This window comes from Novosphingobium soli, from assembly GCF_042432915.1.
GTDB lineage: Bacteria > Pseudomonadota > Alphaproteobacteria > Sphingomonadales > Sphingomonadaceae > Novosphingobium > Novosphingobium soli.
The window spans coordinates 121,489-139,633 of the sequence record NZ_JBHLWK010000017.1; the positions used below are offsets into that span (position 1 = coordinate 121,489).

Genomic DNA, 18,145 nt, shown 5'->3' on the forward strand with positions numbered 1-18,145 from the left:
TGACGCGTGTCGATCCGGGGAAGACATCTGCGGCAACAGTGGCAAAGAGGCCACAAGCGGCGCGCCGAGGCTCGGACAGGAGGCCGGACCTGCCCTCTTGCGTCCTGATCTCAAAGGTGGGAACCAGCGCCGATGACGAACACGGTCGCCATCATCGGCACGGGCGCTGTCGGCGCCACGATCGGGGCATGGCTCACGGCCGACCAGGCGCTCCAGGTCACGCTGTGCGCCCGCACGCCATTTGAGAGGCTGCGCGTCGAGACGCCGGCAGGCGTGCTCGAGTCCACGCCGCGCCTGCTGCTGGAGCCGGAGGCGGCGGCCCCGGTCGACTGGGTGATCGTCGCAACCAAGACCTACGACGCCGGCGGAGCCTCGCGCTGGCTGGACCGGCTCCTGGGGCCCTGCACAAGGCTTGCGGTCCTCCAGAACGGGGTCGAGCATCTTGCCCGCTTTCCGGAGGTGGAGCCGGCCAGTGTGGTGCCCGTGATCGTCGACATCCCGGCCGAGCGGACCGCGCCGGGCCAGGTCGTGCAGCGCAGGACCGGAAGCCTGACCATGCCGGCCGGCGCGAACGGAGAAGCTTTCGCACGGCTCTTCGCGCACACGCCGATCGAAACGAGCCTCACCGATGACTGGCTCACGGCAGCATGGCGCAAGCTGGCGGTCAACTGCGCGGGTGCAGTCAGCGCCTTGACGCTCAAGCCAGCCGGGATCGTGGCGGACCAGGAGGTCGCCGCCCTCATGCGTGCCATGGTTCTGGAATGCGTGGCGGTCGGCCGGGCGCAGGGTGCGCGGCTGGACGACGGCTTGGCGGACGAAGTGGTCGAGGGCTATCGGCAGGGCCCCCCGGACTCGATCAACTCGATCCTCGCCGACCGGCTCGCCGGCCGCGCCACCGAGGCCGATGCGCGCAACGGCGTGATCGCGCGGCTGGGCCGCAGGCACGCGATCCCCGCGCCGCTCAACCACATGGCGGACGTCCTGCTCCGGGCAAGTTGACCCACCGGTCACCGGCGTGCACACCCGGGGCCAGCGAGCAGGCGCAGGCGCGTCCGTGCTCGGTCCGCAAGAAACCAGGGAACGGAACCGCGCCAGGGGAGCTTTCAGTGCGACGCGGCCCCGCCCGAGCGATCAAGAGCCTGATGAATGAATGTGACTGCAGATGCCAAGCTCCGCCAGGCGCTGGCCCGCTACCGAGTGCTTGATACACCACCGGAGCGGGCGTTCGATGGGGTGGTGGAGCTTGCCGCTGGACTGTGCGGAGCGCCGGTGGCCGTGCTCGCCCTCGCCGCTCCTGGGGGCTTGTTCTTCAAGGCCGAAGTGGGGCTCGGGCTGCGGGACATTCCGGTGCCGGGGCTCGGCGAGAGCGTCGGGATCGACGACGCGCGGCCGCTGCTCGCTGTGCGGCCGGACCTTTATATCCACACCGGCGCGCCGCTGACCACACCCGAAGGCGTCACCATCGGCATGCTCTGGGTCCTCGACCGCGACGCCCCAGCACCCGATCCGGCGCGGGATCGGGCGTTGCAGGGTCTCGCCAGCCATGCCGTGGAGATCCTGGAACTGCGCGCCCGCGCCCTTTCGGCGCCATCGGATCCGGCCGGGACCGAGCCGGAGGACGAGCGTCTGCTTACCGCCAAGGCGCGCCTGGACCAGGCGCAGGAGGCCGGGCGCATCGGCCTCTTCACGGTCGAGATAGGCGGCGACATCATGATCCCGACGGCGCAGTTTTGCCGGCTCTACGGATTGCCCGTCAGGTCCCATTATCCGGCTGCCGAGTTCGAGGCCCGGATCATCCCGGAGGATCGCCACCTCGTCTCCACCACCACCACGCGCGAACAGGGCGCGCCGCCGCTCGACGTCGAGTACCGCGTGCGCGACGCCGCGACCGGAGAGCTGCGCTGGCTGGCGCGGACGGGCCGGATGGAATTCGATGCCGAGGGCCAGCCGCTTCGCTTCGTCGGTGCCGCGCGGGACGTCACCCGGGAGCGCGAGGCGCGCGACGCGCTTGCACGCAGCGAGGAGCGCTTGAGGGCGCTGTTCGAGGCGCTCGACGACGGGTTCTGCATCATCGAGTTCTTCGACGGGCCGCACGGGCCGCTGAGCGACTACGTGCATATCGAGGCCAATGCCGGATACGAGCGCCAGTCTGGAATCCCCGCTATCCTGGGCAAGACGCTCAGGGACATCGAGCCCGACGACGCCGAGGGGTGGCTAGACCTGTACGGAGGGGTGCTGCGCACCGGAAAGCCGATCAGGTTCGAGCGCTACTTCGCCGCTGCCGGACGGCATATCGAAGTGTCCGCGGCGCGCGTCGAGCCAGAGAGCCGGCGCCAGGTGTCGGTCCTTTTCCGCGACGTCGAGGCGCGCAAGCGGGCGGAGCAGGCGCTCCGTGCGAGCGAGGCGCTGGCCCGGGAGAACATCCAGCGCGTGCAGCTGGCGCTGTCGGCGGGCGCCATCATCGGGACGTGGTTCTGGGACGTGCCGCAGGATCGCTTCACCGTGGACGAGGGCTTCGCGCAAGCCTTCGGCATGAGCCCGCGGCTGGGCCGCGAAGGCTTGAACTTGGCACAGATCATCGAGACCGTTCATCCGGACGACCGCGAAGGCCTGTCCGCGGCGATGGCGCAAGCGATACGGCGGGGCGGCGCCTATGCCCATCAATACCGCGTCAGGCGCTCGGACGGGCGCTACTACTGGATCGAGGCCAACGGGCGGGTCGACCACGACACCGATGGCACGCCGACCTCCTTTCCCGGCGTGGTTCTCGACATCGACAACCGCCGCGCCATCGAAGAGGAGCGGGATCGCGCCGCAGCAGCGCTGCGCGCGCTGAACGACACGCTGGAGCAGCGCGTCGCGGAGCGCACGGCCGAACTCATGAAGGCCGAGGAACAACTGCGCCAGTCGCAGAAGATGGAGGCGGTCGGCCAGCTCACCGGCGGCCTCGCCCACGACTTCAACAATCTCCTGGCCGGCATATCGGGGGCGCTGGAGATGGTCGGCACCCGGCTCAACCAGGGTAGGCTGGCCGATGTCGACAAGTACGTCGTCGCCGCCCAGGGCGCTGCCCGCCGCGCCGCCGCGCTGACGCACCGCCTGCTGGCCTTCTCTCGCCGCCAGACGCTCGATCCCCGGCCCACTGACGTCAACGCGCTGGTGAACGGCCTGGCCGACCTTATCCAGAGGACCGCAGGTCCCGCCATCTCCGTCGAGACGGTGGGCGCCGCCGGGCTGTGGCCGACACTGGTCGACCCGAGCCAGCTGGAGAACGCGCTGCTGAACCTGTGCATCAATGCCCGCGACGCGATGCCCGATGGCGGGCGGATCACGATCGAGACCGCGAACAAGTGGCTGGATCGCAACGGAGCCCGCACTCACGACATCCCGGAAGGCCAGTACCTCTCGCTCTGCGTCACGGACACCGGCACCGGCATGACGCCGGACGTGATCGCCAAGGCCTTCGACCCGTTCTTCACGACCAAGCCGATCGGGCAGGGCACCGGGCTCGGCCTGTCCATGATCTACGGCTTTGCCAAGCAATCCGGCGGGCAGGTGCGCATCTACTCCGAGATCGGGGTGGGCACCACGGTGCGCATCTACCTGCCGCGCCACTACGAAGCGGTGGGCTCCGACCTGGCGATCGAAGCCGCCATACCGCCCGAAGGCAAGGCCGACGGCGAGATCGTCATGGTGGTCGACGATGAGCCGAGCGTGCGCATGCTCATCGCCGACATCCTGGAGGACCTCGGATATACCGTCATCGAGGCAGGCGACAGCGCATCGGGGCTCAAGATGCTCCAGTCGGACATCCGCATCGACCTGCTCATCAGCGATGTCGGTCTTCCCGGCGGGATGAACGGGCGCCAGATGGCGGACGCTGCCCGGCAGAGCCGACCCGGCCTGAAGGTGCTGTTCATCACCGGCTATGCGGAGAATTCGGTGATCGGCAACGGTCACCTGGAGCCCGGGATGCAGGTGCTCACCAAGCCCTTTGTGATCGAGACGCTGGCCGCGCGCGTGCGCGACATGATGGAAGGGTGAGGGCGACGGGCGCGGTATCACCCACGCCCGTCGCGCCGGTCAGAACAGGACGAGCAGCCCGCGCGCGGGGTCGACCAGCCCCTCCCAGATCATCCGTCCCGCGACGTAGAGGATGACCAGCAGGCCGACGTAGGCCAGCCAGCGGTACCGCTCGATCACGCGGGCCAGCAGGTTCGCGGCGAGCCCCATCAGCGCGACCGAGAGGATCAGCCCGACCGCCAGGATGCCTGGGTGGTCACGGGCCGCGCCCGCGACCGCCAGCACGTTGTCGAGGCTCATGCTGACGTCCGCCACCGCCACGGCCCAGGCCGCGCCGGCGAAACTCGCCGGGGCCGCCTGCGCCAGAGCCGGGTCGAGCTCGCCGCCGGCGCTGCCCTCGTGAGCGGCGCGCAGCTCGCGCCACATCTTCCAGGCCACCCACACCAGAAGGAGGCCGCCGGCGAAGACGAGCCCGACCACCTGGAGCAACTGGGTGACGACGAGCGCGAAGGCGACACGCAGCACCAGTGCCGCGAACACGCCGATCAGGATCACCTTGCGGCGCATCGCCGGGGGCAGCCCGGCAGCGAGCGCCCCTACGACGATGGCGTTGTCGGCCGCCAACATCACGTCGATCAGCACCACCTGCCCGAAGGCGGCGAGCGCAGCGGGCGAGCCGATGTTGGAGAAATCGGCAACGATGTGCTGCCAGAGGTCGGTCATGCGGTCTTGTCCCTGTTGGTCCATGCGCCGCGCGCCGTCGCGACGAGGAGGTCTGCGTAGCTCCACCCGATGGCGGCGGCGGCCATGGTCGAGAGGCTGTCCTCGTCGTCGCGGCCGGGGCGGCCGGCGCCCGTGAGGTTGGGCTTGCTGTTGACGTCGAACAGAAGGAAGCGGCCCTCCGCGTCGGCGCGGCAGTCGATGCGCATCGGCGAGCGGATCCCGATCAGCGCGGCGGCCCGCTCGCAGGCGGCGCTGGCCGCATGCACGGCGGGGGCGGCGCGCTCCTGCTCCGACATTGCCTCGCTGTTGAGGCGGACGGGCACGTCGCCATTGTAGGGCGCGACGTCGTCGGCCTGGCCGAAGCGCTCGACCGGCGGCAGGGCGAAGGGCGCGGTCGCACCCTCGCGGGCCGCGGCGGGCATGACGGTCACCGTGATCTCCTGCCCGGGGAGGAACTGCTCCAGCATGACGGCGTTGCCGAACCGCCCGCTTGCGGCAAGGGCGGTGACCTGCTCAAGAAGCTGGCCCTCGTCGCGCGCGACGCTTACCCCCTGGCTGCCACGCCCGCGCAGGGGCTTGACGACCAGCTGCAGATGGTCGGCAAAGGGCGCGAGTAGCGACGCGATGTCGGGCGCGGCGCCGTCCACCCGCCAGGACCGCGCAACCGGAAGCCCGGCGGCGAGCAGGCGCGCGTTCGTGGCGAGCTTGTCGTCGATCTCCTCCATCGTGCGCGGATCCGGGCCCACGATCCAGGCCTTGCGGCTCGCGGCTTCGATGGGGTGGCCTGCGAAGACCACGGTGTTGGCCCATAGCAGCGTGGCACCGGCGGCGAGCGCGGCCGCTATGCCCTCCGGCGTGTCAGGCCAGACCCAGTCGAACGCGCGGTCGGGATGCGGTCGCGCGGCCGGCGTGACGAGCGAGCACCCCGCCGACGCCAGCGCGAAGCCGATGTCCGCGCCGCTGTCCGAGTACCCGCCGGGCTTCGCCTCCTTGCGCTGACCGGCGATGACCGGCGGCTCCAGCGCCTGGTAGAGGATGGCGATGGCCTGGTGTCGGGGATCGGGCGGTGCCGCAGTGTCAGTCATCGAATGCTCCCGTCGTGCGAAGGGCCGGCAGCCCGGCTCTGGCCGTGTTCATCCCACGAAGGGAAATGCGAGGACCAGCATGCCCACCACCGTCATCACCAGGCAGCACAGCGCGGCCGGCACCAGCGTGAAGCGCTGGTGGTCCGCGAGGTCGACCCCGGCAAGGCTGACCAGCAGGTAGGTCGAGGGCACCAAGGGGCTCAGCAGGTGGACCGGCTGGCCCATCAGCGAGGCCCGGGCGATCGCCATCGGCTCTACGCCGTAGTGCGCGCCGGCCTCGGCCAGGATCGGCAGCATGCCGAAGTAGAAGGCGTCGTTGGAGATGAAGAAGGTGAACGGAAGGCTCAATAGCGCCGTGATAGGAGCCATGTAAGGCCCCAGTACGGGCGGGATGAAGCCCACCACCTCGCGGCTCATCGCGTCCACCATGCCGGTGCCGGAGAGGATGCCGGTGAAGATGCCCGCCGCGAAGATGAGGGACACCACCGCCAGGACGTTGCCCGCATGCGCGGCGATGCGCTCCTTCTGCTCGCGGACATGGGGGTAGTTGGCGATCATGGCGATGGCGAAGGCGAGCATCATCAGGATCGGCAGCGGCAGGACGCCCCAGACCAGCAGCACCAGCAGCGCCACGACCAGCACGGCGTTGAACGCGATCATGCGCGGGCGGCGCGCCTCGGGCCACTGCGAGACGGCGAGGTCGCTCGCCTCCAGCATGGCGGGGGTCTCGATCTTGCCGATGCGCCGGCGCTCCTTGCGGCCGAAGTGGACTGCCAGCAGGATCAGGAAGGCAAGGCCCGCGATCATCCCGGGCACCAGCGGCACGAACACGGCGGCCGGATCCAGCTTGAGCGCGCTGGCGGCACGCGCGGTGGGCCCGCCCCAGGGGGTGAGGTTCATAACCCCGCTCGTCACCATCAGCAGGCAGACGAGGTACAGCCGGTTCATGTCGTACCGCTTGTAGAGCGGCAGCATGGCGGCCATGGTGATGATGTACGTGGTCGAGCCGTCGCCATCGAGGCTGACGAGGGCACACAGCACCACCGAGCCGATCAGGATCAGCATCGGATCGCCGTGGACGATGCGGATCAGCCGGCCGACCAGCGGATCGAACAGGCCGGTGTCGGTCATCGTGCTGAAGAACAGGATGGCGAACAGCAGCATCACGCCGGTGGGTGCCAGCTTGGTCAGCCCCTCGATCATCATGTCGCCCAGCCCGGAGGTGAAGCCGGCGAGGAGCGCGAACAGGGTGGGCACGACGATCAACGCGACCAGCGGGGTCATCCGCTTGGTCATGATGAGGGTCATGAAGGTGGCGACCATCAGGAAGCCGATCAGGGCGAGGCTCATGGGTGTCCCTCGGTTCGTGTCAGGGTTCGAAGTGAATGGACGTCAGAACGTGACGCCGACGCGCGCGCTGAGCGTCTCGCCGTCATCCTTGCCGGCATAGGCGCCGGCGGTGTTCTGCGTGTTCCAGTGGATCGCGTTGACCTGGAAGCGGGTGAAGCTGTTGAGATACCAGTTCACCCCCAGCGTCGCGGCCCAGCCTTGCGCGGGCGTGAGGATGTCGTCGAACTCCAGGCTCTCGTACCGCGCGGTCAGCTCGATGGCGCCGGGTCCGCCCTCGAAGATCGGGCGCAGGACCTTGGGCTGACCGAAGCTGCCGAGGCGTGGATTGTAGGGCGGCAGGTCGCCGGTGAGGAACCAGCCGCCACCCACGCTCCAGGCACGGGTGACGAAGTCCGCCCGGCCGCCGTCGAGCCGGGCGCGGCGTTCGCCGGCCTCGGCCATCAGCCACAAGGGGCCCGCGTAGCCGCCCAGCTCCACGCCGTAGCCGGTGGTGCCGGTGCCCCCGATCAGCGTGCCGGTCGAGAGCCGCAGCGCCCCGTTGAAGCGCCCGCCGATCACGGTGTTGCGCGTCAGCGTGTTCTTGCCCGGCTGCAGCATCTCGTCGAAGCCCCAGATGCCGAGGTGGAGCACCTGGCGGTTCGACTTGATCGGGTTCCAGTGCGCGCGGGCGAGCACCGTGCGGTTGTCCGAGGTCGACTGATCGCCGTCGATGCGGTCTCCGGTCAGCGTCAGCGAGGCGTGGCCGGTCTTCCAGAACAGGCGCGGCATGATGCCCAGGCCATAGAAGGCGCGCTGCGGGATGATCGCGGTGGCGACCACCGTGCGTTCCAGGAAGGGCGTGGAATCGGAGCCGGTCGAGCCCTCGAAGCCGCGGTCGTTGAACAGGTGGCCGACGCGCACGTCGTAGTCGAGCCCCGGGGCGATGCGGTTGCGCCAGCCCATGAAGGCGGTGACCACGTCCACCTCGTTCTCGGAGAAGTCGCTCTCGAACTGGTAGAAGAAGTGGGTGCCGACCGTGCCCTCCAGCCCCATGCGCAGCGCGCGCATGCCGGTGGTGGTGAGGTTGCGCCCCTCGTGGTCCGAACCGAACGAGGTGCTGGCATCGAAGATGATGCGTCCGCGCGGCTTGAAGCTGAACACGCCGTCCGCGGAATGGAACACGGGCAAGCCCTGGCCCCATTCGGTGCTCACGCCGGAGGCGGTGACAGCGGCCGCGCGCACGCGCTCGACGTCGCGTTCGGCCGGCCCGGGGGGAAGCAGCTGCGGTGCGTAAGGCTGGGTTCCCGCCGCCGCTGGCGCGGGCTCCGCCGGTTCGCGCGTGGCGAGCACGGGCGCGCCCTGCTGCGGCGCGGCCGCGGCCGTGCGCTCCGCCTCGAGCCGTTCCACCCGCTGGCGCAGCGCGGCGATTTCGGCGGCCTGGGCGCGCACGAGCTCGGCGAGCTCGTCGCGGTCGGGACCGGGCTGCGCCAGCGCCGGCGTCGCTGCGACCAGCGCCACGAGTGCAGCGCCGGTCGAAAGGTGTCGTATCATTTCTGGCTTTTTCCGGAGGCGAGGATCGCGTTCCAGTCGCGCAGGAAGCGCTGGCGGGTGAGGCGATCGAGATTGACGAGGAGTTGCGGGCCGACCCGTATGGGCCGGGCCTGTCCGGCCGGCAGGCGGCGGGCCTGGACGTCGGTGCGCACCGGCCACAGGCTGTGCCGCGCGAGCTGGGTCTGCCCGGCGCGGGACAGCAGGAAATCCAGGAACAGGCGGGCCGCGGCCGGATGGCGGGCTTCGCGCGAGATGAAGGCGATGCGCGAGGTGACGAGCGTGTAGTCGCTGGGGAACACGACGCCGAGCGCGGGGTCGCGCCGCGCCCTCTCCAGCGCATAGGAGCCGATCACGTTGTAGGCGATGGCCAGCTTGCCCGAGGCCACGCCGGTCAGCATCGGGCCGGTGGTGGTCTCCAGCAGCGGGCGCGTCGCGGCGATCGCCTGGACCAGGCCGCGGGTGTCCCCGGTCGCCTGGAAGTCCTGCGAAAGATAGAGATAGCCGGTGTTCGAGCGCGCGGGATCGAACGTCGCGACCTTGCCGGTGAAGGCGGCACGGCGGCTGCGCAGGAGGGTCTCAAGCGCCTGGTGGCTGCGTGGCACTTGCGCTGCGGGCACCAGGCGGCGGTTGTAGACGATCCCGATCGGCTCGGCGGTGACGCCAAAGCCCATGTTCTTCCACACCGCCCGCTCGGGCAGTGCCGGCTTCTCCGGGCTGGCGTACTGCTGCGCATAGCCGTCGTTGATGAGCTTGATCTGGAGGTCCATCGCCGAGGACCAGACGATGTCCGCCGAATATTGCCGGGCGCGGGTCTCGCCCAGGTGCTGATGCTGACCGCGCGCGATGGGCTGGACGACCGCGTGCGCGGCCTCGACCTGGGTGCCGACGACTACTTGCGCAAGCCGTTCGAGGTGGAGGAGCTGGAAGCCAGGGTGCGGGCGCTCGGCCGGCGGCGCGGCGGGGACGCCGCCCCCGAGATCGTCATCGGCGCGATGACCATCAACCGCTCCACCGGGCGCGTCGAGGTCTCCGGGCGCCTGGTCGAGCTGCGCCGGCGCGAGTGGTCGGTGCTGGAGGCGCTGGCCTCGCGCGCCGGCCAGGTGGTCTCGCGCGATACGCTCCAGGCCGAGGTCTTCGGGTTCGACGAACCGGTCGGGTCGAACGCACTGGAAGTCAACGTCACGCGTCTTCGCAGCAAGCTTGCTCCGGACGGCCCCACGATCCGCACCGTGCGCGGGGTCGGGTACATGCTCGACCGCTCGTGAGCGCCGCCCCGGACACCCGGCGAGCGTTCTCGCTGCGACACCGCCTGCTCGCCGCGATGCTGGTGCCGCTGGCGGTGCCGGCGATCGTGCTGGTGCTGATCGGGTGGGCGCTGATCTCCGACGTCGTGCGCCGCACCAACGACCGCGTGCTCGGCGGCGCCCTGGGGGCGATCGCCGAGACCGTCCAGGTGGAGCGCGGCGAAGTGACCCTCGACCTGCCGCCGGCGGCCTTCGGCATGCTGGAGAACGGCGAGCGCGACAACGTCTACTACCGCATCGCCGTCGGGCCCCGCCTGCTGACCGGCTATGCCGACCTGCCGGCGCCCGACGCGGCGGCGCTCTCCGCCGACGAGCCGCGCTTCCGCTATGCCGACTTTCGCGGCCAGCGCGTGCGGATCGCGGAGACGCGGCGCGACTTGCCCCGGATCGCGGCGCCGGTGGTCGTCCAGGTGGCCGAGACGCTGGACAACCGCCATGCCTTGCGCAACCAGCTGATGCGGGCGCTGCTGATCGGCGAGCTGGTGCTGATCGGCATCGTCCTGCTGCTGGTCCGGCCGGCGCTGGGGTGGAGCCTGCGCCCGCTGTCGGACCTGCGCCGGGTCATCGAAGCGCGCGACACCCGCGCCGCACCGGACCTGTCGCCGCTGGAGACCGGTCCGCTCCCGGCCGAGCTGCAGCCGCTCCTGCGCTCGTTCGACCGGCTGCTGCGGCGGCTGGACGACGCCACGACGGGGATGCGGCGCTTCACCGCCGATGCCTCCCACCAGATGCGCACGCCGCTGTCGGTGCTCAAGGTCCAGCTCGCGCTTGCCCGGCGCGGGTCGGGGGAGGCGCTGGGGGAAATGGAGGAAGCGGCCGACCGGCTGGAGCGGCTGCTCACGCAGCTCCTCGCGCTCGCCCGCGCGGACGAGGCGGGTGCGGTACCTCCTGCCGAGCGGATCGACCTGGAGGAAGTGAGCCAGGCGGTGATCTCGCGTCGGATCCGGCAGGCGATCGACGCCCAGGTCGAGCTGCGGCTGGAGTGCGAGGGGGAGGGGCCGTTCCCGGTGCGGGGCCACCGCACGCTGGTGTTCGAGATGCTCTCCAACCTCGTCGACAATGCGATCCGTTACAACCGCAAGGGCGGGCTGGCCGTGATCGGCATCGCCGCGGCGCCGGGTCTGATCCGGCTGACCGTCAGCGACACCGGGCCAGGCATCCCGGCCGCGCTGCGCGCGCATGCACTGTCGCGCTTCGCCCGGCTGCAGGGCGAGCAGGGGCCCTCCGGCAGCGGGCTGGGCCTGGCGATCGTCCGCTCGGTCGCCGAGCGGCTCGGCGCGCAGGTGGAGCTGGGCGACGCGCCCGAGGGGCTGCGGGTGACGGTGACCTTCCCGGCCGCCTAGAGGGTGACGCCGCGCTTCCAGATGCCGATCGCGCGCTCGTCGTTGCTCTCGTTGCGCGCGGGTTCGCCGCTGGCGATGGCGACGATGCGGTCGAGCAGGGCTGCCGCCGCCGCCTCCATGCCCGCGTCGAGGGCGAGGCCGGCGTCGAAGTCGATCCATCCCGGCTTCTTTTCGGCCAGCGCGTGGTTCGAGGCGATCTTGACCGTCGGCACCGGGCTGCCGAGCGGGGTGCCGCGGCCGGTGGAGAACAGCGTGATGGTCGCGCCCGCGGCGGCCAGCGCGGTGGTGGAGACAGCGTCGTTGCCCGGCGCCTCCAGCACGGTCAGGCCGCTGCGCGAGAGGCGCTCGCCATAGCCGATGACGTCGCTTACGGGTGCCAGGCCACCCTTCTGCACGGCGCCGAGCGACTTCTCCTCCAGCGTGGTGATGCCGCCGGCGATGTTGCCGGGGCTGGGGTTCTCCGACACCGGCTCGCCATGGTCGAGGAAGTAGCGCTTGAAGGCGTTCACCAGCGCCGTGAGCCGATCGAACACCTCGCGGCTGGTGGCGCGCTCCATCAGCAGCGTCTCGGCGCCGAAGATCTCCGGGATCTCGGTGAGGATCGCGGCGCCCCCCGCCTGCGTGACGGCATCCGCCATCAGGCCGATGAGGGGATTGGCCGTGAGCCCGCTCATCGCGTCCGACCCGCCGCACTTGACGCCCAGCCGCAGCGCGGACAGCGGCACCTCCTCGCGGCGGTCGGCGCCCATTGCTTCGAGCAGCTGCGCGATCAGCGCTTCGCCGGCGGCGAACTCGTCGCTTTCGGACTGCGCACGCAGGACCCGCAGGCGCTCGCGCCGCTCGGGCGGGATGCGCTCCAGCAGCGCGTCGAGCTGGTTGGACTCGCAGCCCAGCCCCAGCAGCAGCACGCCGCCGGCGTTGGGGTTCAGCGCCAGCGAGGCGAGCACCGCCGCGGTGCCTTCCAGATCGGCCCCGAGCTGCGAGCAGCCGAAGGGGTGGTTGAAGGCATGGACGCCGTCGACGCCCGGCCCCGTCATCGCGTTGCCCCGCTGCGCCAGGCGCTCGCCCAGCCGCCCCACGCAGCCGACCGTGGGCAGGATCCAGAGCTCGTTGCGCGTGCCCACGCTGCCGTCGGCACGGACATAGCCGCGGAAGGTGCGCCCGGGACCCTCGGCGCCGGCCACAGCAGCGGGGGCGCGCGCGGCGAAGCTGTAGGCGCGCTCGCCGGAGAGGGCGGTGCGCAGGTTGTGCGTGTGGACGTGCTCGCCCACCGCGATGTCGCGCGTGGCCAGGCCGATGGGCGCGCGGTAGCGGCGGACCGGCTCGCCGGCGGCGAGGGCGCGGACGGCGAACTTGTGCCCGGCCGCGATCGAGTCCCGCAGGCGGATCGTGGCGCCATCGACGCGCACGTCCTCTCCGGCCTCGAGCGGCGCAAGGGCGACCGCGACATCGTCTTCCGGCGCGACCCTGACCGCGTTCCGGGTGGCTGCAAGCGTTTGTACCATGCGCGGCCGATACAGCATTGCCAGCGCTGGCACAACTCGGTAATCGAGCCCCGCGCCAAGGAGTCTATCGCCGATGCCCACGCTTTCGCTTCATCCCGACCGCCTGCTGCCGGCCGATCCGACCACCCGGGCGATCGCGCGGGAACTCTACGCCGAAGTGGCGGGCCTGCCGATCATCAGCCCGCACGGCCACACCGACCCCGAGTGGTTCGCCACCGACGCGGCCTGGACGAACGCGACCGAGCTGCTGCTGGCGCCCGACCACTACCTGTTCCGCATGCTCTACTCGCAGGGCGTCGATCTCGATGCGCTGCGCGTGCCGCGCAAGGGCGGCCTGGTGCCCGACACCGACCCGCGCGCGGCATGGCGCCTGTTCGCCTCTCACTGGCACCTGTTCCGCGGCACGCCGTCGAGCATGTGGCTCAACCACGTCTTCGCCGAAGTGTTCGGCCTCGACGTCACGCTCGATGCCGGATCGGCCGACCACTACTACGACGTGATCGGCGAAGCGCTCGCCTCGCCCGCGTTCCGGCCGCGCGCGCTGTTCGAGCGCTTCGGCATCGAACTGCTCGCCACCACCGAAGGGGCGGGCGACGACCTGGCGCACCACAGGGCGATCCGCGCCTCCGGGTGGCAGGGCCGCGTGGTGACGACCTACCGCCCGGACTCGGTGATCGATCCCGAGCACGATTCCTTCGCCCGCGACATGGCGCGCTTCGCCGAACTCTCGGGCGAGGACGTGACGAACTGGACCGGCTACCTCGCCGCGCATCGCCGGCGCCGGGCCGACTTCCGCGCGATGGGCGCGACCGCGACCGACCACGGCTTCCTGACGCCGCGCACCGCGAACCTGTCCAGAGCCGAATGCGAGGCGCTCTTCGCCAAGGTGATGGGCGGGAAGGCGGACGCCGAGGAGGCGGAGCTGTTCCGCGCCCAGATGCTGACCGAGATGGCGCGCATGAGCCTGGAGGACGGCATGACCATGCAGATCCATCCCGGCGCCACCCGCAACCACAACGCCCGCCTGTTCGCCAGCCACGGCCGCGACAAGGGCGCCGACATCCCCCGCGGGACCGAGTACGTCGAGGCGCTGCGCCCGATGCTCGACCTGTTCGGCAACGAGCCGGACCTCACCGTCATCCTCTTCACGCTGGACGAGACCACCTACGCGCGCGAACTGGCACCGCTGGCGGGCCACTACCCGTGCCTGCGCCTCGGGCCGGCCTGGTGGTTCCACGACAGCCCGGAAGGCATGCGCCGCTTCCGCGAGATGACCACCGAGACCGCCGGGTTCTACAACACCGTGGGCTTCAACGACGACACCCGCGCCTTCCTCTCGATCCCGGCGCGGCACGACGTCGCGCGGCGCATCGACTGCGGCTTCCTCGCGCGCCTCGTCGCCGAGCACCGCATGGCGGACTGGGAAGCCGCGGAGCTGGCGCAGGAACTGACGGTCGGGCTGGTGCGCAAGGCCTACGGGCTGGAAGCCCCCGCGCGCGAGGTCGAACCCGCATGACCCGGCTCTCGCAAGGCACTCTCGATGCACTCCCTGCGGCTATCGCGCGCCCCGCGTACGATCGCGCGGTGGTCCGGCGGGGCGTGGTCCACTTCGGTCCGGGCGCGTTCCACCGCGCGCACCAGGCCGCGGCGTTCGACACGCTGCTGGCGCAGGACCCGCGCTGGGGCCTGACCGGCGTCAGCCTCAACTCGCGGGGCGTCGCCGAGGCGCTGGACCCGCAGGACGGCCTCTACACGCTGGCGCTGCTGGAAGAGCAGGTGGAGTACCGCGTGATCGGCGCCATCGGCCGCGTGCTGACGCGCGAGGACCCGGGCGCCATCCTCGGCGCCATGGCGCATCCCGAGGCACGGATCGTGAGCGCCACGGTCACCGAGAAGGGCTACTGCCTGGGCGCGGACGGCGGGCTCGACTTCGCCCATCCCTCGATCAAGGCCGACCTCGAAGCCTCTCGTGCCGAGGGCTGGGTGCCGGGCTCGTTCACCGGCTGGCTGGTGCGCGGCCTCCAGGCGCGCCGTCTCGCCGGCCTGCCCGGGCTGACCGTGCTGTCGTGCGACAACCTCGCCGACAACGGCCGCAAGCTGGAAGCGGCGACCATCGCCCTGGCCGAGGCAATCGACCCGGACACCGCGTGCTGGATCGCGGATTGGGTGACGTTCCCCAACGCCATGGTCGATTCGATCACGCCGGCCACCGACGACGCCCTGCGCGCGCGCGTGGCCGCCGCGATCGGTCTGGACGACGCCTGGCCGATCCAGCGCGAACGCTTCACGCAATGGGTCATCGAGGACCGCTTCGCCGGCGAGCGCCCCGCCCTGGAGGAGGCCGGCGTGACTTTCGCGGGCGAGGTCCGGCCGTTCGAGACCGCCAAGCTGCGGCTGCTGAACGGTGCCCATTCCTCGCTCGCCTACATCGGGCTGGGTCGCGGTCTGGAGACGGTGGCCGACGCCATGGCCGACGCCGAGCTTGCCGCCTTCGCCGAACGGCTGATGCGCGAGGACATCGCGCCCTCGGTGGTCGCCCCGCCGGGCCTCGACCTTGCCGTCTACATCGCCGATGTCCTGCGCCGGTTCGCCAACCCCGCCATCCGCCACCTGCTCTCCCAGATCGCCTGGGACGGGTCGCAGAAGCTGCCCTACCGCCTGCTCGACACGACGCGCGATGCGCTGGCGGCGGGGCGGCCGGTCGACCGCCTGGCGGTGCCGATCGCGGCCTGGCTGCGCTTCCTGGCGCGGGCGGCGAGCCGGGGCGAGGCGATCACCGATCCGATGTCCGCAACGCTCCTGGCCCGCGCCGCCGACTGGCGGAGCGTCCTCGCCGTGCGCGAGGTGTTTGGCGACCTCGGCCAGGACCCGCGGTTCGCGGACGCGGTGGAGCGCGCAAGGACGACGCTGGAGGCCGGCCGGCTCGATCCGGTTCCGGCCTGACGCGATCAGGCCGGAACCGGCCCGCTCGATTCCGCCATCACGACCTGCAGCGTGGAGTGGAACGGGGCCGGCTCGGCCCGCCCTTCGATGCGGGCGATCAGCTGTTCGGCGGCGGCCCGAGCCATGTCGCCGAACGGCCGTCGGACGGACGTCAGCGCCGGGGTCAGCATCTGCGTCAGCATGCTGCCGTCGAATCCGACGACGGACAATTCGCCCGGCACCGCGATGCCGCTGCTGGCCGCGACCTTGAGAACCGCAGCAGCCATGACGTCGTTGACGGCGAAGATCGCGGTCGGCCGGTCCGGCTTCCCCAGCAGCATCCCGGCGGCCGACACCCCCGACCCGAAACCATAGTCGCCCTGGGCCTCGACCACCCGTGCGAGACCGGCGGCCGCGGCCTCCTGCACGAAGCCCGCGCGCCGCTCCTCGGCGGAGGACACCCCGGCGGGACCGTTGATGAGGCCGAGCCGGGTGTGGCCGAGCGCCAGCAGGTGCCGCGCCACCGCGGCGCCCGCCTCCCGCTCGTCGCTGACGATCACGCCCGCATAGCCCGCGATGGGGACCGAGGAGAGCGCCACGGCGGGAACTTGCGCGGCGTGCAGCGCCTGCGCGAGGCCCGGCACGCCCGACACCGGCTGCAGCACGACCACCCCGTCCACCCGCGAGCGGCTGGCGAAGGCCAGCACGTCCTCGATCGCCGCATGCGGCTCGGTGGGGGAGGGGTGGACGATCAGCTCGTATCCATGGCTCGCCGTGCCCGCGACGAGGCCGCGTTGAATGGGATCGAGCACCAGCGCGTTGCGGTCGTTGTGGATCAGCCCGATCAGGAACGAGCGCCCCAGCGCCAGGGCCCGCGCCCGGGCGCTGGGCCGGAAGCGCAGCCGTGCGATCGCCTCCTCGATGCGCTGGCGGGTGTCGGCGTTGACCTTGGGGGACTTGTTGAGCACCCGCGAGACGGTGCGAATGGAGACGCCGGCGGCGGCGGCCACGTCCTCGATGGTGGGATCGGCCCCGTTCGCTGTCTCCGGCTTGCGCTGCATCGTGCCTGTCTATGCCGATGCGCCCGGCGATCAAGTCGCACCTGCAAGACGCCTTCGCAACTTCACTTGGCGTTCAGCCACGTGCTGGCTATAGACCCGACCATGTTCGAACGCTCGCCCCTGAAGACCGCCTTTCTCGTCGCCGCCACCGGGGCGATCATCCTCACCGCAGGCTGCGGGGGGCGCGGCGGTCGCAACCGCGACACCGCTTACGTCGCGCGCGACGTCAACACCCTCTACGCCGCGGCGCAGGAGCGGCTGGAGACCGGCCGCACGCGCCAGGCCGCGGCGCTGTTCGACGAGGTGGAGCGCCAGCACCCCTATTCGCCGTGGGCTCGCCGCGCCCAGCTGATGAGCGCGTTCAGCTATTACGCCGCGCGCGACTACAACAAGGCGATCCAGTCGGCCCAGCGCTTCCTGTCTATCCACCCGGGCAACAAGGACGCGCCTTACGCCTACTATCTCATCGCGATCTGCTACTACGAGCAGATCAGCGACGTGACGCGCGACCAGAAGACCACCGAGCAGGCCAAGCAGGCGCTGACCGACGTCATGCGCCGCTATCCTGGCACGCCCTATGCACGCGACGCGCAGCTCAAGATCGACCTCGTGAACGATCACCTTGCCGGCAAGGAGATGACCATCGGCCGCTCCTACGAGCGCAGCGGCAAGTGGCTGGCGGCGACGCTGCGCTTCCGCAACGTGGTGGACAATTTCCAGACCACCAGCCACACGCCCGAGGCGCTGTTCCGCCTGGTCGAGGGTTACCTTTCGCTGGGTGTGCCGGAAGAGGCCCAGAAGGCGGCCGCGGTGCTGGAGCGCAACTATCCCGGCAGCGACTGGTACGCCCGTGCCTATCGGCTCATGCAGCGCCACGCTCCGGAAAACGTGGCAGCGTAAAGTGTCCCGCCGGGCGAATGCCCGGCCCCAGTTTCCCTTTACCTCGGGATAGCTCAACTCTATTGTCAACCTTAGAAGTTGAGATAGGGTGGCGCGGCAGGCAGGTCGATTCGGCCTGCTGTCTTGAGGAGTTCGACATGCAGGCAGATCACGCAGGTCCGGCGATTACGCGTCCGGCGTTGCCCCTGCACGCATAGCGGAGCAGCGCCGGCGGCAGGGGGTCGGCGCCCGAAACATTCCACCGCCGTTTCCGCGTGCAGCAGCAGGCGGGCCGGCGATACGCCGATCCCGACAGCGGGCGCGGCGCAGCTTCCTAGATTGTCACCGAGAAAATTGCCTGGATCCTGGCAGGCGATGCACTCCCGTGCAGACCGGACCTCCGGATGCGCTCAATTCCCT

Annotated in this window: 14 protein-coding genes; 7 read left to right on the plus strand and 7 right to left on the minus strand. The window is 70.8% G+C overall.

What is annotated here, in order from left to right:
• Window positions 1-132 precede the first annotated feature (132 nt).
• Together ACFFJC_RS14490 and ACFFJC_RS14495 are read left to right on the plus strand one after the other, a co-directional pair.
• On the plus strand, window positions 133-999 hold the full coding sequence (locus tag ACFFJC_RS14490) for a 2-dehydropantoate 2-reductase (RefSeq protein WP_379488191.1): 867 nt from the start codon (window positions 133-135) through the stop codon (window positions 997-999).
• Window positions 1,000-1,146: 147 nt separating this feature from the next.
• The gene (locus ACFFJC_RS14495; RefSeq protein WP_379488192.1) at window positions 1,147-4,044 is read left to right on the plus strand and encodes a PAS domain-containing hybrid sensor histidine kinase/response regulator; all 2,898 of its coding nucleotides are present in this window, start codon (window positions 1,147-1,149) and stop codon (window positions 4,042-4,044) included.
• A 39-nt stretch (window positions 4,045-4,083) separates the two neighbouring features.
• On the opposite strand, the gene ACFFJC_RS14500 is transcribed toward ACFFJC_RS14495, so the two are convergent.
• From ACFFJC_RS14500 to ACFFJC_RS14520, 5 genes are read right to left on the minus strand one after another with little or no spacing between them, the layout of a single operon-like run.
• On the minus strand, window positions 4,084-4,746 hold the full coding sequence (locus ACFFJC_RS14500) for a YjbE family putative metal transport protein (protein WP_379488193.1): 663 nt from the start codon (window positions 4,744-4,746) through the stop codon (window positions 4,084-4,086).
• Window positions 4,743-5,831, minus strand: coding sequence for a D-alanine--D-alanine ligase family protein (locus ACFFJC_RS14505; protein ID WP_379488194.1), 1,089 nt, complete (start codon window positions 5,829-5,831; stop codon window positions 4,743-4,745). Before ACFFJC_RS14505 ends, ACFFJC_RS14500 begins: the two co-directional genes overlap by 4 nt.
• A gap of 48 nt (window positions 5,832-5,879) precedes the next feature.
• On the minus strand, window positions 5,880-7,181 hold the full coding sequence (locus ACFFJC_RS14510) for a CitMHS family transporter (RefSeq protein WP_379488195.1): 1,302 nt from the start codon (window positions 7,179-7,181) through the stop codon (window positions 5,880-5,882).
• Window positions 7,182-7,223: 42 nt separating this feature from the next.
• On the minus strand, window positions 7,224-8,711 hold the full coding sequence (locus ACFFJC_RS14515) for an OprO/OprP family phosphate-selective porin (protein ID WP_379488196.1): 1,488 nt from the start codon (window positions 8,709-8,711) through the stop codon (window positions 7,224-7,226).
• A complete protein-coding gene (locus tag ACFFJC_RS14520; protein ID WP_379488235.1) occupies window positions 8,708-9,556 on the minus strand; it encodes an ABC transporter substrate-binding protein in 849 nt (282 codons plus the stop codon). Before ACFFJC_RS14520 ends, ACFFJC_RS14515 begins: the two co-directional genes overlap by 4 nt.
• Between ACFFJC_RS14520 and ACFFJC_RS14525 the strand changes: the two genes are divergently transcribed.
• Window positions 9,539-9,976, plus strand: a complete 438-nt coding sequence (locus ACFFJC_RS14525) for a winged helix-turn-helix domain-containing protein (protein WP_379488197.1) — start codon at window positions 9,539-9,541, stop codon at window positions 9,974-9,976. The two genes, ACFFJC_RS14520 and ACFFJC_RS14525, sit on opposite strands and share 18 nt — an antisense overlap.
• A gap of 56 nt (window positions 9,977-10,032) precedes the next feature.
• On the plus strand, window positions 10,033-11,358 hold the full coding sequence (locus ACFFJC_RS14530) for a sensor histidine kinase (protein ID WP_379488236.1): 1,326 nt from the start codon (window positions 10,033-10,035) through the stop codon (window positions 11,356-11,358).
• On the opposite strand, the gene ACFFJC_RS14535 is transcribed toward ACFFJC_RS14530, so the two are convergent.
• The gene (locus ACFFJC_RS14535) at window positions 11,355-12,863 is read right to left on the minus strand and encodes a UxaA family hydrolase (RefSeq protein ID WP_379488198.1); all 1,509 of its coding nucleotides are present in this window, start codon (window positions 12,861-12,863) and stop codon (window positions 11,355-11,357) included. The two genes, ACFFJC_RS14530 and ACFFJC_RS14535, sit on opposite strands and share 4 nt — an antisense overlap.
• Window positions 12,864-12,936: 73 nt before the next feature.
• Here ACFFJC_RS14535 and uxaC point away from each other — a divergent pair, with 73 nt between their 5' ends.
• Together uxaC and ACFFJC_RS14545 are read left to right on the plus strand one after the other, a co-directional pair.
• The gene (gene uxaC / locus ACFFJC_RS14540; protein WP_379488199.1) at window positions 12,937-14,379 is read left to right on the plus strand and encodes a glucuronate isomerase; all 1,443 of its coding nucleotides are present in this window, start codon (window positions 12,937-12,939) and stop codon (window positions 14,377-14,379) included.
• Window positions 14,376-15,806, plus strand: coding sequence for a mannitol dehydrogenase family protein (locus tag ACFFJC_RS14545; RefSeq protein ID WP_379488200.1), 1,431 nt, complete (start codon window positions 14,376-14,378; stop codon window positions 15,804-15,806). The genes uxaC and ACFFJC_RS14545 overlap by 4 nt, the downstream gene beginning before the upstream one ends.
• Before the next feature lie 5 nt (window positions 15,807-15,811).
• Here ACFFJC_RS14545 and ACFFJC_RS14550 read toward each other — a convergent pair whose 3' ends face one another.
• Window positions 15,812-16,846 (minus strand): LacI family DNA-binding transcriptional regulator, encoded by a 1,035-nt coding sequence (locus tag ACFFJC_RS14550; protein WP_379488201.1) that lies wholly within the window; start codon window positions 16,844-16,846, stop codon window positions 15,812-15,814.
• Between the two features lie 102 nt (window positions 16,847-16,948).
• Between ACFFJC_RS14550 and ACFFJC_RS14555 the strand changes: the two genes are divergently transcribed.
• Window positions 16,949-17,746 carry an outer membrane protein assembly factor BamD gene (locus ACFFJC_RS14555; RefSeq protein ID WP_379488202.1) on the plus strand — a complete coding sequence of 266 codons (798 nt, stop codon included), beginning with the start codon at window positions 16,949-16,951 and terminating at the stop codon, window positions 17,744-17,746.
• Window positions 17,747-18,145 lie beyond the last annotated feature (399 nt).

Bases quoted from the DNA above. Each gene is read 5' to 3' on its own strand.
- ACFFJC_RS14490 (WP_379488191.1), top strand. From the start codon at position 133: ATGACGAACACGGTCGCCATCATCGGCACGGGCGCTGTCGGCGCCACG.
- ACFFJC_RS14495 (WP_379488192.1), top strand. From the start codon at position 1,147: ATGAATGTGACTGCAGATGCCAAGCTCCGCCAGGCGCTGGCCCGCTAC.
- ACFFJC_RS14500 (WP_379488193.1), bottom strand. From the start codon at position 4,746: ATGACCGACCTCTGGCAGCACATCGTTGCCGATTTCTCCAACATCGGC.
- ACFFJC_RS14505 (WP_379488194.1), bottom strand. From the start codon at position 5,831: ATGACTGACACTGCGGCACCGCCCGATCCCCGACACCAGGCCATCGCC.
- ACFFJC_RS14510 (WP_379488195.1), bottom strand. From the start codon at position 7,181: ATGAGCCTCGCCCTGATCGGCTTCCTGATGGTCGCCACCTTCATGACC.
- ACFFJC_RS14515 (WP_379488196.1), bottom strand. From the start codon at position 8,711: ATGATACGACACCTTTCGACCGGCGCTGCACTCGTGGCGCTGGTCGCA.
- ACFFJC_RS14525 (WP_379488197.1), top strand. From the start codon at position 9,539: ATGCTGACCGCGCGCGATGGGCTGGACGACCGCGTGCGCGGCCTCGAC.
- ACFFJC_RS14530 (WP_379488236.1), top strand. From the start codon at position 10,033: ATGCTGGTGCCGCTGGCGGTGCCGGCGATCGTGCTGGTGCTGATCGGG.
- ACFFJC_RS14535 (WP_379488198.1), bottom strand. From the start codon at position 12,863: ATGGTACAAACGCTTGCAGCCACCCGGAACGCGGTCAGGGTCGCGCCG.
- uxaC (WP_379488199.1), top strand. From the start codon at position 12,937: ATGCCCACGCTTTCGCTTCATCCCGACCGCCTGCTGCCGGCCGATCCG.
- ACFFJC_RS14545 (WP_379488200.1), top strand. From the start codon at position 14,376: ATGACCCGGCTCTCGCAAGGCACTCTCGATGCACTCCCTGCGGCTATC.
- ACFFJC_RS14550 (WP_379488201.1), bottom strand. From the start codon at position 16,846: ATGCAGCGCAAGCCGGAGACAGCGAACGGGGCCGATCCCACCATCGAG.
- ACFFJC_RS14555 (WP_379488202.1), top strand. From the start codon at position 16,949: ATGTTCGAACGCTCGCCCCTGAAGACCGCCTTTCTCGTCGCCGCCACC.